The organism is Arthrobacter humicola (assembly GCF_022803015.1).
In the GTDB taxonomy this organism is placed as follows: domain Bacteria; phylum Actinomycetota; class Actinomycetes; order Actinomycetales; family Micrococcaceae; genus Arthrobacter; species Arthrobacter humicola_A.
The window spans coordinates 1-15,661 of record NZ_JAFKON010000008.1; the positions used below are offsets into that span (position 1 = coordinate 1).

Annotated in this window: 11 protein-coding genes and 2 pseudogenes; 9 read left to right on the forward strand and 4 right to left on the reverse strand. The window is 69.7% G+C overall.

Translation table 11 applies throughout. The annotated features are described in order from the left end of the window. Nucleotides 1–120: 120 nt before the first annotated feature. The 4 genes and pseudogenes from ARTB_RS15350 to ppsA all read left to right on the forward strand — a co-directional run. A pseudogene (locus tag ARTB_RS15350) lies at nucleotides 121–963 on the forward strand (class I SAM-dependent DNA methyltransferase); the annotation flags it as partial. A 5-nt stretch (nucleotides 964–968) separates the two neighbouring features. Beyond that, entirely contained in the window at nucleotides 969–1,754 is a 786-nt protein-coding gene (locus ARTB_RS15355) for a glycosyltransferase (RefSeq protein WP_243181332.1), read from the forward strand. A gap of 42 nt (nucleotides 1,755–1,796) precedes the next feature. Next, nucleotides 1,797–2,015, forward strand: a complete 219-nt coding sequence (locus ARTB_RS15360) for a three-helix bundle dimerization domain-containing protein (protein ID WP_028277122.1) — start codon at nucleotides 1,797–1,799, stop codon at nucleotides 2,013–2,015. A 281-nt stretch (nucleotides 2,016–2,296) separates the two neighbouring features. Next, nucleotides 2,297–4,725: pseudogene (gene ppsA / locus ARTB_RS15365) on the forward strand (phosphoenolpyruvate synthase). On the opposite strand, the gene ARTB_RS15370 reads toward ppsA, so the two are convergent. After that, a complete protein-coding gene (locus ARTB_RS15370; RefSeq protein ID WP_243181333.1) occupies nucleotides 4,726–6,660 on the reverse strand; it encodes a heavy metal translocating P-type ATPase in 1,935 nt (644 codons plus the stop codon). It lies immediately after the preceding pseudogene. Nucleotides 6,661–6,873: 213 nt separating this feature from the next. Here ARTB_RS15370 and ARTB_RS15375 point away from each other — a divergent pair, with 213 nt between their 5' ends. Both ARTB_RS15375 and ARTB_RS15380 read left to right on the forward strand, forming a co-directional pair. Further along, on the forward strand, nucleotides 6,874–7,965 hold the full coding sequence (locus ARTB_RS15375) for an SDR family oxidoreductase (protein ID WP_243181334.1): 1,092 nt from the start codon (nucleotides 6,874–6,876) through the stop codon (nucleotides 7,963–7,965). A 63-nt stretch (nucleotides 7,966–8,028) separates the two neighbouring features. Further along, nucleotides 8,029–8,994, forward strand: a complete 966-nt coding sequence (locus ARTB_RS15380; RefSeq protein WP_028277125.1) for a polysaccharide deacetylase family protein — start codon at nucleotides 8,029–8,031, stop codon at nucleotides 8,992–8,994. A 172-nt stretch (nucleotides 8,995–9,166) separates the two neighbouring features. Here the strand turns inward: ARTB_RS15380 and ARTB_RS15385 are convergent, their stop codons facing one another. Continuing rightward, on the reverse strand, nucleotides 9,167–10,174 hold the full coding sequence (locus tag ARTB_RS15385; protein WP_308197248.1) for a zinc-dependent alcohol dehydrogenase family protein: 1,008 nt from the start codon (nucleotides 10,172–10,174) through the stop codon (nucleotides 9,167–9,169). A gap of 54 nt (nucleotides 10,175–10,228) precedes the next feature. Beyond that, complete coding sequence (locus ARTB_RS15390) at nucleotides 10,229–11,140, reverse strand: universal stress protein (protein ID WP_243181336.1); 912 nt, start codon at nucleotides 11,138–11,140, stop codon at nucleotides 10,229–10,231. Between the two features lie 177 nt (nucleotides 11,141–11,317). Between ARTB_RS15390 and ARTB_RS15395 the strand changes: the two genes are divergently transcribed. Then, the gene (locus tag ARTB_RS15395; protein ID WP_243181337.1) at nucleotides 11,318–12,301 is read left to right on the forward strand and encodes a spermidine synthase; all 984 of its coding nucleotides are present in this window, start codon (nucleotides 11,318–11,320) and stop codon (nucleotides 12,299–12,301) included. Nucleotides 12,302–12,329: 28 nt separating this feature from the next. On the opposite strand, the gene ARTB_RS15400 is transcribed toward ARTB_RS15395, so the two are convergent. Continuing rightward, nucleotides 12,330–13,247: a LysR family transcriptional regulator gene (locus ARTB_RS15400; protein ID WP_243181338.1), complete on the reverse strand. Its 918-nt coding sequence runs from the start codon at nucleotides 13,245–13,247 to the stop codon at nucleotides 12,330–12,332. A gap of 131 nt (nucleotides 13,248–13,378) precedes the next feature. Between ARTB_RS15400 and ARTB_RS15405 the strand changes: the two genes are divergently transcribed. Beyond that, on the forward strand, nucleotides 13,379–14,761 hold the full coding sequence (locus tag ARTB_RS15405; RefSeq protein ID WP_243181339.1) for an MFS transporter: 1,383 nt from the start codon (nucleotides 13,379–13,381) through the stop codon (nucleotides 14,759–14,761). A 78-nt stretch (nucleotides 14,762–14,839) separates the two neighbouring features. Then, nucleotides 14,840–15,589, forward strand: a complete 750-nt coding sequence (locus ARTB_RS15410; protein WP_243181340.1) for a 3-hydroxybutyrate dehydrogenase — start codon at nucleotides 14,840–14,842, stop codon at nucleotides 15,587–15,589. Nucleotides 15,590–15,661: the final 72 nt, after the last annotated feature.

The window sequence follows — 15,661 nt, forward strand, 5'->3', positions numbered from 1 at the left end:
GTGGACTAGAATTTGTTGGACATGGAGGAGTTGTTCGAGCGAGGTGCTGGTATGTTTTTTTTTTTTTTTTTTTTTAATGGTCTCGTGGGCTCGGAGATGTGTATAAGAGACAGGCTTGAGGCCAAGGCCGCCGCGATGGCGGCACATGTGTCCCAGGTCCGCCCGCTCTCCGGGCTGCCGGGCGACGAGGTGCTCCTGCCACCGGCCTTCCTGGCACACTTTGAGCGGGCCTGGGAGACGTTTGCCTGGCACCCCGCGGTCGCCCCGGCCGACGCCCCGGCCGACGGCCCGGGCGACGGCCCTGCGGACGGCCCGGGCGATGGCGGGTCCCGGCGGCCCTTCGTCGCGGGCGACGCGGAGCGCGTGTTCGATGCGGTCCACGCCCGGGAGGAGGACCCCTGGCAGTACACCTCGAGCTGGTACGAGCAGCGCAAACGCACCCTCACGCTCGCCGCGCTGCCCGGCAGCAGCTACACGTCCGGGTTGGAGATCGGCTGCTCCATCGGGACCCTGAGCGTGGAACTCGCGCCGCGGTGCGGAAGCTTCCTCGCCGTCGATGCCAGCGGCACCGCGCTGGACCGTGCCGCCAGGCGGCTCGTGCACCTGCCCGCGGCGACGACGCGACACCTGACCGTCCCAAACGAGTGGCCGGAAGGATCGTTCGACCTGATCGTGGTTTCAGAGGTGGGCTACTACCTCTCACCGGCAGAGCTCGCCGGACTGTTCGACCGGATTCAAGGCTCGATCATGCCCGGCGGGACCCTCGCGCTGTGCCACTGGCGGCACCCCATTTCCGGCTGGGAACTCGACGGCGACGCGGTCCACGCCGCGGCCCGGCGGCACCTGGGCTGGGCGGGCGGCGGGAGCTACCAGGAGCGCGACTTTGTGCTCGAGGTGTTTCTTGCCCCGGACGCTGTACCGGGTGCCGCGCCGGGCCTGGGCGGCCCGGAACGGATGCGGTGACCCCGATGACGGCGTTGCCATTGCCGCGCGGGCACCGCATCGACCGGGTCGCCGTCGTCATGCCCGCAAACAACGAGGAAGACCACCTGGAACTGGCGTTGGAGGCCGTCCAGCGGTCCGCGGACGCCCTCCGCAGGGTCCGGTCCGACGTCGACACCCGGGTGACGGTGGTACTGGACAGCTGCACGGACGGCTCCGCCGCCGTCATGGCCGGCTTCGCAGCCTCGGACCCGCGTTTCAGCGCACTGGAGGTCAGCTACCGCAGCGCCGGCGCCAGCCGGGCCGCTGGCGTCCGGGCCTCCGGCATCGGCGTGACCCGGCGGCGGCCGCCCGGCCAGCGCTGGACGCCGCCGCCCTGGGCCGGCCGGACCTGGCTGGCCAACACCGACGCGGATTCCCGGGTGCCCGAGAACTGGCTGGTGCGCCAGCTGGAGTTCGCCGAGGCCGGGGCCGACGCCGTGCTGGGTTCCGTGGAACCGGACCCCGCCGGGATGGACCCTGAACTGCTCCGGTGCTGGCACGAACGCCACCCCTTCCGCGAGGACCACCCGCATATCTATGGCGCGAATTTCGGGGTCCGGGCTTCCGCCTATCTTGCCGCCGGAGGGTTCGCCAGGGTCACGTCCGAAGAAGACCGGACCCTGGTGCACAGCCTCCGCAGCCGCGCCTTCACGGTCACCGCAACGGACAGCATCAGGGTCATGACCTCCGGCCGGACCCATGCCCGGGCGCCCCACGGCTTTGCCACCTACCTGCGGAGCCTGGGCCACCTGCTGCCGCCTGCCAGCTGAAGATTCATTGACGCCGGGACCTGGCCGCTCCACACTGAAGAAGTGACGGACGATGCGAAAGAACCCAGCATTGATCAGGTTGTCGAGCGTCTGGCTGCCAGGTTTCCGCACGTGCCGCGGATGCACATCGCCGGGATCGTCGGCGAGGAATTCGATGCCCTGAACGCAGGCCGGATCCGGACCTACATACCCACACTGGTTGAGCGCGGCGCCCGCGTGCGGCTCAAGAGCGAGTTCGGGATCAGCGCCGCCGAAGACTAACGCACGTGACGCCGCCCCCTAGCCGCGAGTTCGCCGGATGCGCGCGACCCGGCACCCCCGAGTTCGCCGGATCCGTGCGACCCCGCACCCTCGAGTTCGCCGGATCCGCGCGACATCGCCGTATAGTTCCGGCGATCCCGCAGGTGTCCGGCGATTTCGACGGCGGCGGCCCGGGGCAGGCGGCACAGTAGCCGGAGGGGGCGCGCGGGTCCAAAGCCCCTGACCCCGGGACACCGGCCCCGCGCAGTATGGGTCCACCGACAATCCACAGGAGTGCTGACATGGCTGAATCGCCCGTGATGTGGTTTGACGAGACCGGCATGGCCGACGTCCCACGGGTCGGCGGGAAGAACGCCTCGCTCGGCGAGCTCATCCGGACCCTCCAAAGCGAGGGGATACGGGTCCCCGACGGGTTCGCCACCACAGCCGCCGCCTACCGCTCGTTCGTCGCGGCCAACGGGATCGACGCCGCCATGCGATCGCGCATTGCCGCCTACCGGGCCGGGGACGCCACACTGCGCGCCACCGGCGAGGCCATCCGGGACCTGTTCCTGGCAGCGAGTTCCCCGGCGACATCGCCGACGCCATCCGCGCCCACTACCGGACCCTGGGGGACCGGGCCGGCATGGACCGGCTCGCCGTGGCCGTGCGCAGCAGCGCGACGGCGGAGGATCTCCCGGACGCGAGCTTCGCCGGGCAGCAGGAGACCTTCCTGAACATCGCGGGTGAGCGGGAACTGCTGGACGCCTGCCGCCGCTGTTACGCCTCACTCTTCACGGACCGGGCCATCAGCTACCGCGAGGTCAAGGGCTTCGACCACATGGACATCGCCCTCTCGATCGGCGTCCAGCGGATGGTGCGCTCCGACGTCGGCGCCTCCGGGGTGATGTTCTCCATCGATACCGACTCGGGCTTTCCCCGCGCCGCCGTCATCAGCGCGGCCTGGGGCCTTGGCGAAACCGTCGTCCAGGGCACCATCAATCCGGACAAGTACCTGGTCTTCAAGCCGCTCCTGACAGAGTCCGCGGCCGCGGAGGGCATCACCCCGATCATCGAGAAATCCCTCGGCTCCAAGGCCCGGAAAATGGTCTACAGCCGCGGCGGGAGCGCCCGCACCCGGATGGTGGACACCTCGGAGGCCGAGCGCCGGGCCTTCGTGCTGGGCGACGCCGAGATCCTCGCCCTCGCCCGCTGGGCCGTCACGGTCGAAAACCACTACGGCCGGCCCATGGACATGGAATGGGCCCGGGACGGCGAGACCGGGGAACTCTTCATGGTCCAGGCCCGGCCCGAGACGGTCCAGTCACGCCGGACCGGGCCGCAGTTCACCATCCACCACCTGCTGGAACGGGGGCCCGTGCTCGCCACCGGATCGGCCATCGGCGACTCGATTGCGCACGGCACGGCCTGCGTCATCCGGACCGCGGCGGACATCGCGGGGTTCCGCGACGGCGCCATCCTCGTGACCGAAATGACCGACCCGGACTGGGTGCCCATCATGAAACGGGCAGCCGGCATCGTCACGGACCACGGCGGCCCCACGAGCCACGCGGCGATCGTCAGCCGCGAGCTGGGTGTCCCCGCCGTCGTCGGAAGCGGCAACGCCACGGCCGTCCTGGCCGAGGGCCGGCCCGTGACGATCTCCTGCGCCGAAGGTGATCTGGGCCGGGTCTACGACGGCACCCTGGCGTTCGAAACCGAAGAGGTGGACCTCGGCGCGCTGCCTGCGACGCGCACGGCCGTCATGGTCAACATCGCCAGCCCAGCCGCGGCCTTCCAGTGGTGGCGGCTGCCGGCGGACGGCGTCGGGCTTGCCCGGATGGAATTCATCATCAGCAGCCTGATCCGCGTCCATCCCATGGCGCTTGTCCACCCGGAACGGGTCACGGATCCGGCCGAGGCGCACCAGATCCGGGAGCTGGCGCAGGCCTATGCGGACCCGGCCGAGTACTTCGTGGACGCCCTGTCGCTGGGGATCGCCAAGATCGCCGCGCCGTATTATCCGCGCCCCGTGATTGTCCGGCTCAGCGACTTCAAGACCAACGAATACGCCCACCTGCTCGGCGGTGGCGCCTTCGAGGAACCGGAAGAGAATCCCATGCTCGGGTTCCGCGGCGCCTCGCGCTACTACGACCCCCGTTACCGCGAGGGGTTCGCGCTCGAATGCGCCGCGCTCAAACGTGTCCGCGAGAAGCTCGGGTTCACCAACGTGATTGTCATGGTGCCGTTTTGCCGCACGCCGCAGGAGGCGGACAAGGTCCTGGCCGTGATGGCCGAGCATGGTTTGGTCCGCGGCAGCAACGGGCTGCAGGTCTACATGATGTGCGAAATCCCGTCCAACGTGGTCCTGGCCGAGAAGTTCGCCACGCGGTTCGACGGGTTCTCGATCGGCTCCAACGACCTCACCCAGCTGGTCCTGGGCGTGGACCGTGACTCCGGCCAGCTCGCGGCGCTCTTCGATGAGCGGGACGAGGCCGTGATGGCGATGATCAGCGAGGCCATCCGCAAGGCCCACGCCGCCGGCATCAAGATCGGCATTTGCGGGCAGGGACCGAGCAACCACCCGGAGTTCGCCGCGTTCCTGGTGCGCGAAGGGATCGACTCGATCTCCCTGAACCCGGACAGCTACCTCAAGACCGTGCCGCGGATCGCGGAAGCGGAGACTGAGTCAGCCGTCGCGGCGGCAGAGACAGAGTCAGCCAGACAATAGTCATCCCGGTAGCGGGGCCTGCCGCTCGCTTTCCCGGGACCGCACCGGGCTGGCTGCGCCGCGGCGGCCGGGGCCGAGTGAACGCAGGGCATTGAGGATCGTGGCGAGGTCCACCAGTTCCTGGGACAGGGCGCCGGCGATGGCCGGCACGTAGCCCGCGGCGGCGGCCAGCATGAGGGCCACGCTCAGGCCGATGCCGATCCAGATGCTCTGCAGGGCCACCTGCACGGTGCGTTGCCCGATCCGGACGGCGGTCCCCACCTTGGAGAGGTCATCGAGGATGATCACGACGTCGGCCGACTCGCCGGCCGCCGTCGAACCGCGGGCGCCCATGGCGATTCCGACGTCGGCGACCGCCAGGACGGGGGCATCGTTGACGCCGTCGCCGACCATCATGACCGGACGGTCCGGCAGCGACCTGACGGCCTCGACCTTGTCCCGCGGCAGGCACTCGGCGCGGACGTCGGTGAGCCCTGCCTCGTCCGCGATGTGCCGGGCCGTGGCGAGCGCGTCACCGGTCAGCATGACCGTTCGGCGTACGCCCAGGGCCTTGAGGTCGGCGAGGGTGCGGCGGGTCTCTTTGCGGATGGGATCGCTCATCACCAGGGCGCCCACGAATTTTCCGCCGGCACCGACGTAGATGGCGAGCTCGCCGCTGGCCAGCCCAGCCTCCACCACGCCGGACGCCCACTCTGCGACGAACGCGGGCTTGCCCACCACCACGTCCTGGCCGTCGAACCTGGCACGGACCCCGTGGGTGGCGAATTCGGTGGCTTCGGTGGCGGCCGCGAAGGGCAGGGCCCGGTTCCGGGCGGCCTCCACCACTGAGGCGGCCAGGACATGCGAGGAATACTGTTCCGCGGACGCCGCCAACTGCAGGACCTCGTCCTCTGCGAGGGGCCCGGCGGTCCGGATACGCAGCAGGGACGGGCGGCCGTACGTGAGGGTCCCTGTCTTGTCGAAGGCGGCCGTCTTGATCCGGCTCAGCTGTTCCAGCACCCCGGCGTACTTGACGATGACGCCGGAGTGAGCGGCGCGGCTCATGCCGCCGAGGAACGCCACCGGCGCTGCGATCAGCAGGGGGCACGGCGTGGCCACCACGAGGACCTCGGCGAAGCGTTCCGGGCTGCCGCTGATGATCCAGCCCACGGCGCCGAGCACGTACGCGAGGGCCGTGAATGGCACGGCATAGCGGTCAGCGAGCCGGACCATGGGCGCCTTGCTGTCCGCTGCCTCCTGCACGAGGGCGACGATCCGGCTGTACTGCGAATCCTCCATGCGCGCCGTGACCCGCATCCGGACGGCGGCCTCACCGTTCAGCGAACCGCTCATGAGGCCGTCCCCGGCGGACCGCTCCACCGGCAGGCTCTCCCCGGTGAGTGAGGACTCATCGAAAGAGCCGGACTCGGAGAGCAGGACGCCGTCCAGCGGGACCACCTCGCCGGGCCTGACCAGCAGGATGTCCCCGATCTCGACGTCGGCGGCCGCCACGTCCTCGTGTTGGCTCTCCGTTGGGGTTCCGGCGGCGGGGGTTCCGGCTGTGTGGGTTCCGGCGGCGGGGGAGCCGTTGCGCTCCCGGTGGGCCGTCTGCGGGACGCGTTCGAGCAATGCGGTGAGTTCGCCCTTGGCCCGGCCGGCGGCGTAGTCCTCAAGGGCAGTGCCGCCCGCGAGCATGAGTACGACGATCATCGAGGCGACGTACTCGCCCACCAGCACGGTGCTGACGATTGCGGTGACGGCCAGGATGTCGATGCCGAACTGCCCGCGTGCGAGCCGGCGCGCCATCCCGACGGCGAGGTAGGCCGCCACGGCCAGGGCATAGACGCTCGCAGCGGCCCGGGCTATGCCTTCCTGCCCGGAGAACAGCAAGACCAGCACCGCCAGCAGGACGACGAGGGTCCCGGCCACGAGCGGATACCGGAGTACGAATTTCACGGATGTTCCGCCTTAGCTTCGTATCAGTTTTGGCGTCTCCCTGAATCCTACTGCGCGGCCGCGACCGGCTTGCCGGGACGGCCTCCCGGACCGTCCCCGGACCCCGGCATGAGAGGCTGGACGAGCAGCCGTCCCGATCAAGCGGGCCGGCGCGCAGGGACCCGACATAGGCGATGGGCGCGGCGCAGCACAAGCGATGCCAGGAGGAATGACGTGCGAAGCAGTTCAGAGACCGTCGACACCCGGACCGCCCTGGTGGTGGGGGCAAGCGGAATTGCCGGATCCGCCCTGGTGGACAGGCTCGTCGAGGAGGGCTGGGACGTGGTGGGGCTCTCCCGCAATCCCCTCCGTCGCCGTGACGTACGCCATGTGAGCGCGGACCTGACATCCGTGGAGAACCTGCGCCAGGCCCTTGCAGGTGTTTCACCCACCCATGTGTTCTACACCGCCTGGTCCAGGCGGAAGACCGAACAAGAGAACATCGACACAAACGCGGGCATGCTGCGGAACGTCCTCGCCAGCCTCAACGGCAAACCTGTGAAGCACGTCGCCCTCATGACCGGGCTGAAGCACTATCTGGGCCCGTTTGAGGCGTATGCGGCCGGGGAAATGCCGGACACCCCCTTTCGGGAGAGCGAGCCGAGGCTGCCGACGCCGAACTTCTACTACGCCCAGGAAGACGAGTTGTGGGCTGCGGCCGCGAAGCAGGGCTTTGGCTGGTCCGTGCACCGGGCGCATACGGTGATCGGGCATGCGGTCGGGAACGCCATGAACATGGGGCTCACCCTCGCCGTTCAGGCATCCATCTGTAAGGAACTGGGCCAGCCGTTCATCTTCCCGGGCTCGGAGACGCAGTGGAACAGCCTCACGGACATGACCGACAGCGGACTGCTGGCGGACCACATGATCTGGGCGGCCACAGCGGACAACGTTGGCGACCAGGCCTACAACATCGTCAACGGCGATGTCTTCCGCTGGCGGCGCATGTGGCCTGCGCTGGCCGGCTACTTCGGGGTCGAGCCGGTAGGTTACAGCAACGAACCGCAGCCGTTGGAGCAGCAAATGCGCGGCATGGAAGGCGTCTGGTCGGGCATCGCCGCCCGCCATGGGCTGGCCGAACCCGACCTCGCGCAGGTCGCCTCCTGGTGGCACACGGACGGCGACCTGGGCCGGAACCTCGAGGTGGTCACGGACATGAGCAAGAGCCGGCTCGCCGGTTTCACCGGGTACCGTCGCACGGAAGACGCATTCCTGCAGCTGTTCGACCGGTACCGTGCGGACGGCTTGATTCCGGCGGCCTCCTAGGCTGCGGCACGGGCGGGGCCTTTGAGCCCTAGCCTGCCGTAGCGCGTGATGCCAAGGTGAAGCATGGGGTCCATGACCGCGGGCCGCCGCCGGCTGTTGGTGATCGCGGCCGTGGTGGTTGCGCTGTTTCTGGCCGCCGGTGCCGCGGTCGTGCTGCTTCAGGGGGCGCCGACTGCGTCACCGCCCCCATCTGCGCCCGTCACCGCACCGGTATCCGGACCCGTCAGCGCAAGTGCCTCCGGGACCGCGCCCCCTGCCTCCCCGTCCCCTGAACCGACCTCGGCATCGCCGGCTCCGAATACCAGCGGACCAGTTCCGGCCGAGCCGGGTCCCGTCCCCCCGCCGACCCGGGCACCGACGGCTCCCGCTACCGTGCCCCCCGCGGCGCGGTTCCCCGCCGCGCTCGCCGGCCACGACGTCGAGAGCATCCCGGGCGCCGGAACCGTAGTGGCCCTGACCTTCGACGCCGGCGCCAACGCTGCCGGACTGCCGAGCATCCTGCAGAGTCTTGCCGCCGCGGACGTGCGGGCCACGTTCTTCCTTACCGGCAGCTGGGCTGCCGCGAACCCCGGAGGAGTGGCGGCGATCGTTGCCGGTGGGCACCGGGTGGGCAACCATTCCATGACGCATCCGGCATTCACCGGGCTGCCCGACGTCGGCATCAGGGACCAGGTCCGGTCGGCCGAAGAGGCCATCCGGGCGGCCGGGGCTGACCCGCGGCCGCTCTTCCGGTTTCCCTTCGGCGACCGCGACGCCAGGACCATCGCCACCGTCAACAACCTCGGCTACCTTCCGGTGCGCTGGAGCGTCGACACCCTGGGCTGGAAAGGCACCAGCAGCGGAGTGACGGCGCAGGTCGTGGCGGACCGCGTCCTGGCGGGCCTGCAGCCGGGGGAAATTGTCCTGATGCACATCGGCTCCAACCCCGACGACGGCACCACCCTGGACGCCGCTGCCCTGCCCCAGGTCATCAGCCGCATCCGCCAGGCCGGCTATGGCTTCACCACCCTCGATGCGCTCCTGGGCTGAGCGCAGCCGGGCCCAACGCCACTGTCGCGCGGCTCCGGTGCTGGTGCGGGTGGGCGTCGAGAAGGTGCTGCTCCGGGCGGGCCAGGAGCACGAGTTCCGCCGGGACGCCCGGCTGACGCGCCGAAGCGTTTCCCCGGCGTCGGTGCGGTGACTTGCTTGCGGTGGTTCCGGGCTATGTCGCGTCCATGTGCAGCACGGCTGCTCCGGTGATCCGGTCCTCCGCCAGGTCCCGCAGGGCCCGGTCCGCGGCCTCGAACGGGTACGCCACAGTGGTCGGGCGGAGCGGGATCTCGGCGGCAATCCGGAAGAACTCCTCGCCGTCGGCCCTGGTGTTGGCTGTGACGCTGCGCAACTGGCGCTCTTCGAAGAGCTCGTCGGCGTAGTGCAGCGACGGTATATCGCTCAGGTGGATGCCCGCGACGGCGAGCGTCCCGCCGCGGTCCAGGGCCCGGAGCGCAACCGGAACCAGCCCGCCCGCGGGGGCGAAGAGGATCGCGGCATCCAGGGGATCGGGCGGTTGTTCCTCGGCCCCGCCCGCGAATGTCGCGCCCAGGTCCAGGGCCAGCGCGCGAGCCTGCGCGGACCGGGTCATGACGTACACGCGCGCACCCCGGTAAAGGGCGATTTGGGCCGCCAGATGCGCGGAGCCGCCGAACCCATAGATGCCCAGCCGTCCGCCGATCGGCAGTTCGGCCCGGGTCAGGGCCCGGTAGCCGATGATGCCTGCACACAGGAGCGGCGCAGCCTCCTCGTCGCTGAACGTCTCCGGGATCCGGTAGGCGAAGTTCTCCGCCGCGGTGATGAGTTCGGCGTACCCGCCGTCGCGGTCCCAGCCGGTAAACGTGGGGGACAGGCAGAGGTTTTCCTGGCCGCGCAGGCAGAACCGGCAGGCGCCACAGGTGCCGCCCAGCCAGGCCACGCCCACCCGTTCGCCGATGCCGAACCTGGCTGCCCCCGGTCCCTGCCCGATCACCTCACCCACTACCTCATGGCCCGGGATGACCCCGGCGTGCCGCGGCGTGAGGTCGCCCTCGGCCAGGTGCAAGTCCGTGCGGCACACACCGCAGACCCGCACTTTCAGCAGGACTTCGCCGCGTCCCGGCACAGGATCCGGGCGGTCGGCGGCAACGAGGGGGCCGCTGGACATGGGCCCGGGAAGTCCAACTTGCCATGCTCGCACCGCGGCCTCCTTCTTGCAGCGTCTGCAGGTCCGAATCGGTTGCGCTCGCGGCGGCTAGCGGGTGACCAGCACGTTGCAGCGCGCCTTGTGCAGCACGGCGGAGACCGTGTTGCCGGCTCCGGCCGCAGGGTTGTGGGTCCCGAGCACCAGCACGTCGGCGTCGTCCGCGGCGTCGAGGAGCTCCCGGGCCGCATGGCCCTCACGCAGGGCGCCGGCAACCTCCAGCCCGGGCGCCATCCCGCGGGCCTCGTCGATGGCGCGCTCGAGCAGCTCCTGGCCGTGGAGCAGGGCATGGCGGCCGTGCTCTTCCCGTGCCCCGCCGCGCAATGGATCGACGTGGACGAGGTGCAGCGGGGCGCCGAGGACTTTGGCCAACCGGATGGCCTCGGCCACCGTGGCGGGGCTGCGGGGCGAGGCGTCGACTCCCACCACGACGGGGTGGGCCCGGCGGCGCGGGCGCCGGATTATCATCACCGGGCAGGGTGCCGAGCCGGCCAGATCGATGCAGACCGAGCCGGCCACCTGGCCCAGGACGGCGCCGAGGCCCCGGCTGCCCACTACCAGCAGGCGTGCGTCCCGGGAGGCGTCGCGCAGCACGGGCGCCGGGAGCCCGGCCTCCATGACGCCGTCGACGGCGGGGCCGGGACGTTCCGGCTGTTGCCCGGTGACGGCGCGCTCGGCCCCCAGCGGTGCGCCAGCGGCCGCATCGCGGGCGGCGCGGCGTGCCAGCTCGATGCCCTCGGCGAGGACGGCTTCCGCGGAATGCCGCAGCCCGCTGCCGGCCACGCCCTTGACAGGGCCCAGGTTCTTGGTGAAAACCGGCCACACCCAGGCATGGATCACCAGGAGGTCCAGCCCGGCCGCGGCCGCGTATTCGGCCGCCCAGCGAACGGCGAGTTGAGCGGCCCCGGACCCGCCGTAGCCGACCGCCACGGTGCCGCCCTGCTGCCCTGTGGGTGCCGACATTTTTCCTCCCGGCTCGTCGGACGCACCCCTTCGCCCGGCACTATGTGCAGCCCCAGTAGAACCCTGCGGCCCGGGAATGGGTAGGGGCTTTGGTCCCGCGGGCTGGCCGCGTACGGGGCCGCGTCCGGGGCCGCCGGTGAACTAGGGTTGAAACATGCACAATGCGGGGGATAGCTGATGGCCAAGCGGGGCAAAGGGCGGGGCGCCCAAACCGCCGGGCCGGGTGTGGTGGAAGTGCCCAAGGGTTCCCGCCCGGCCGGTCCTTTGGCCGGGGTGTACTACATCGATACCGGGGACTGCGAGCTGATCCCGGACCAGGACAATTCCACCGGCTGGCTCCTGCGCATCAACGGCGTCATGAGCTCGCACATTGACCTCGCGGACCCGTTGTTCCTCGACTTCGAGTACATGCGCTGGATGGCAGCCCTGGTGGAGTCGCGCTGGCCGCGGGAGCCTGGGCCCAAGCTGCGCGCCCTGCACCTTGGCGGGGGAGCATGCTCACTGGCGCGCTATTTCCACGCCGCCTACCCGGACGCCCGCCAGGTGGTGGTGGAGCTGGACGGCAAGCTCGCCGACTACGTCCGGGGCTGGTTCGACCTGCCCAAAGCGCCGTTGCTGCGCCTGCGCGTGGGAGAGGCCCGCGAGGTCACCGAGAGCCTGACCCCGCAGACCCGGGACCTGATCATCCGCGACGTCTTCGCCGGCTCGCTGACCCCGCGGCCGCTGACCACCCGGGAATTCATCGAGCACGCCAAGCGCGTCCTGGCCCCCGGCGGGATATATGTAGTCAACTCCGGCGACGCCCCGGACCTCAAGAATGCCCGCGAGGACGCCGCGACCATCGCCGACGCCTTTGCCTACACCGTGATCATCGCGGATCCGGCCATGCTGAAGGGCCGGCGCTTCGGCAACATGGTCATGGCCGGCAGCGATGTCCCGTTCGACGACGACCCCGGCCTCGCGCGGCGCCTGCTCGGCGGTGCGGTGCCGGCCCACATCTGGAACGACGAAAAGGTGCGGGCGTTCGCGGCCGGCGCCGCCGTCCGGCATGACCCGAAGTCGCCCGTGCTCGCTGAGCCGGCCGCGGAACCGCCCGTTCCCGCTCAGCCGCCCGCCGAGCCCCCGGCTGGGCCCCGCGCAGGGACGCCGACTGCTCCGTAGCGGCCCTTTTGCGGCACGATAGAGGCGGCTACGGAGCAATCGATGGGGCTGCTCCCCGGCCCAGCAGGGCATCGCGGTGCGCCGCGGTCTGCTCCCGCAGCGCCTGCACGAGCGCGGCCACTGCCGGCCGGCGCATCGAATCGGGCCGGAGCACCATCCAGTAGGGCAGCAGCTCCGCGAATTCTTCCGGCAGGAGCCGGACGAGGTCCGGGTGCAGGTCGGCCGCGAAACAGGGCAGGAACCCAATCCCGGCGCCGGCCCGGGTGGCCTCCACGTGGACGAAGACGTTGGTGGAGCTCAGCCCGTCCCGCATGGTGGGCACCAGCCGCCGCGGGGCGTCCAGATCGTCCACCTGCAGCATCGAATCGACGAAGTAGACCAGTGAGTGGGCCGTCAGCTCCTCCACGGTGGCCGGGGTGCCGTACTCGGCGAGGTAGCCGCGGGAGGCGTACATTCCCAGCATGTACTCGCCGAGCCGCGCGGCCTCTGCCCGGTGCACCTGCGGCTCGCCGACCACCACCTCGATGTCCAGGCCGGACCGCTGCTGGAGCGCCCGGCGCGTCACGGTGATGATCTCGACGCTGAGGCCGGGATGGTTGCGGCGGAGCCGGGCCACGGCCGGGGCGGCGATGTAGGCGCTGAATCCATCCGTCGCGGTCATCCGTACGACGCCGGTGATGGGGTCCGGGGTGTGCCCGGGCTGCTCCAGGGTGCGCACGGCACTCTCGACCTGCTCGGCCACCCGAACGGCCTCGGTACCGAGTTCGGTGAGCTCCCAGCCTCCCGAGGCGCGCGAGAGCACGCGGCCACCCAGCGCCTTCTCCAGCGCCGCGATCCGGCGGGAAACGGTGGTGTGGTTCAGTCCGAGCGTTTGTGCCGCCGTCGTGAATTTAGCCGAACGGGAGACCGCGAGCAGGACCAGCAGGTCATCGGGATTGGCGTTCATATCTGCAATTCTGCACATAGCGGGTGCTGGTTTGGCCATTGAATCGCCGTGGATGTGCGGCAATACTCAATGAAGCCATTTCAGTGCTGTGCGTCACAGCGCGTGTCACCGTGGACACTAAGGAGAATCAGATGAGCGTAAACGAACGCTCTGCAACAACCGCCGCCGCACCCGCATCCAAGGGTTCCGGGCTCAAGAAAATCGTCGCCGCATCGATGGTGGGAACCGTCGTCGAGTGGTACGAATTCTTCCTCTACGCCACCGCCGCCACCCTGGTGTTCGGCAAGTACTTCTTCCCCGCCACGGGCAACGAACTGGACGGCATCATCCAGGCGTTCCTGACCTACGCCGTCGGTTTCGTGGCCCGACCCCTGGGCGGCATTGTCTTCGGCCAGATCGGCGACAAGCTCGGCCGCAAGCCCACCCTGCAGCTCACCATCATCATCATCGGTGTCTCCACCTTCCTGATGGGCTGCCTCCCGGGCTTCGCCACCCTCGGCTACCTGGCGCCGGCGCTGCTGGTCCTCCTGCGCTTCATCCAGGGCTTCGCTCTCGGCGGCGAATGGGGCGGCGCAGTCCTGCTCGTCGCCGAGCACAGCCCCAACAAGTCCCGTGGCTTCTGGTCCAGCTGGCCCCAGGCCGCCGTTCCCGTGGGCAACCTGCTGGCCACCCTGGTCCTGTTCATCATGTCCAACGTGCTCAGCTCCGCCGACTTCCTCAGCTGGGGCTGGCGGGTGGCGTTCTGGCTTTCCGCCGTGATCGTGTTCGTCGGTTACTACATCCGCACCCACGTCTCCGAATCGCCCATCTTCCTCGAGGCCAAGGCCCAGCTGGAAGAGGATCAGTCCGCCAGCTACGGCGTCCGCGAAGTCATCCGCAAATACCCCAAGGGCATCCTGCAGGCCATGGGGCTCCGGTTCGCGGAAAACATCATGTACTACCTCGTGGTCAGCTTCGCGATCGTCTACCTGAAGTCCGTGCACAAGTACGACACCTCCTCGCTGCTGTTGGCCCTGCTGATCGCCCACGTCGTCCACTTCCTGGTCATCCCGCAGGTCGGGCGCCTCGTGGACAGCTGGGGCCGGAAGCCGGTCTACCTCATCGGTGCCGTCACAGGTGCCACCTGGCCGTTCTTCGCCTTCCCGATGTTCGATACCCGCAACCCGGTGGTCATCGTCCTGGCCGTCACGATCGGCCTGTGCCTGCACGCCTTCATGTATGCCGGCCAGCCGGCCCTCATGTCGGAGCTGTTCCCGACCCGGATGCGCTACGCCGGGGTTTCCCTTGGCTCGCAGGTCACCTCGATCTTCGCCGGTTCGCTGGCGCCGCTCCTGGCCACCCAGTGGCTCAAGGACACCGGCTCCTGGCTGCCTACCGCGATCTACCTGCTGGTCGCCTGCGCCATCACCACCGTCGCAGTGCTGACCCTGAAGGAAACCAAGGGCATCGCGTTGGAGGACGTGGACCGGGCCGACGCCGAACGCGAAGGCCTGCCCGTAGCAGCCACCCGCTGAGCTGCTTGAGTTTTGGGCCGGCTCCAGCCACGCTGGAGCCGGCCGCCTCATCGAATTTTTGACACGGAAGGCTGAGTTATGGAAAACACGCTGAACGGACGCAAGGCCCTGGTCACCGGCGGCGCCGGCGGGATCGGCGCGGCGAGCGTCCGGGCCCTGGCTGCACGCGGGGCCAAAGTGGTGATCGCGGATATGGACGAGGCCGCAGCCGCCGCGCTCGCCGACGAGGTCGGCGGCAGCGCGTGGGCCGTCAACCTGCTCGACGTGGAATCCCTCCAGACGCTCAGCCTGGACTGCGACATCCTGGTGAACAACGCCGGAATCCAGCGCATCAGCCCCATCGAGGAGTTCGATCCGGCCGACTTCCGCCGCATCATCACCCTCATGCTGGAGGCCCCGTTCCTGCTGATCCGGGCCGCGTTGCCGCACATGTACGCCAACAACTTCGGCCGCATCATCAACCTGTCCTCCGTGCACGGGCTCCGGGCTTCGCCGTTCAAGAGCGCCTACGTCTCGGCCAAGCACGGGCTCGAGGGCCTGAGCAAGGTAACGGCCCTCGAAGGCGGGGCGCACGGGGTCACCTCCAACTGCATCAACCCCGGCTACGTCCGCACGCCCCTGGTTGAATCGCAGATCGCGGACCAGGCCAAGGTTCACGGCATCCCGGAGTCCGAGGTGCTCGCCAAGATCATGCTGACCGAATCAGCGGTCAAGCGGCTCGTGGAGCCCGAGGAAGTGGCGTCCCTGGTGGCGTGGCTGGCATCCGACGACGCCGGCATGGTCACCGGCGCCAGCTACACGATGGACGGCGGCTGGTCCGCGCGGTAGCCCGGGCCGGGCTGCCGTGCGGGCGGCACGGACGTGTTCCGCGTGCTCGCTCGTTCCTCCCCGCCGTCTCCC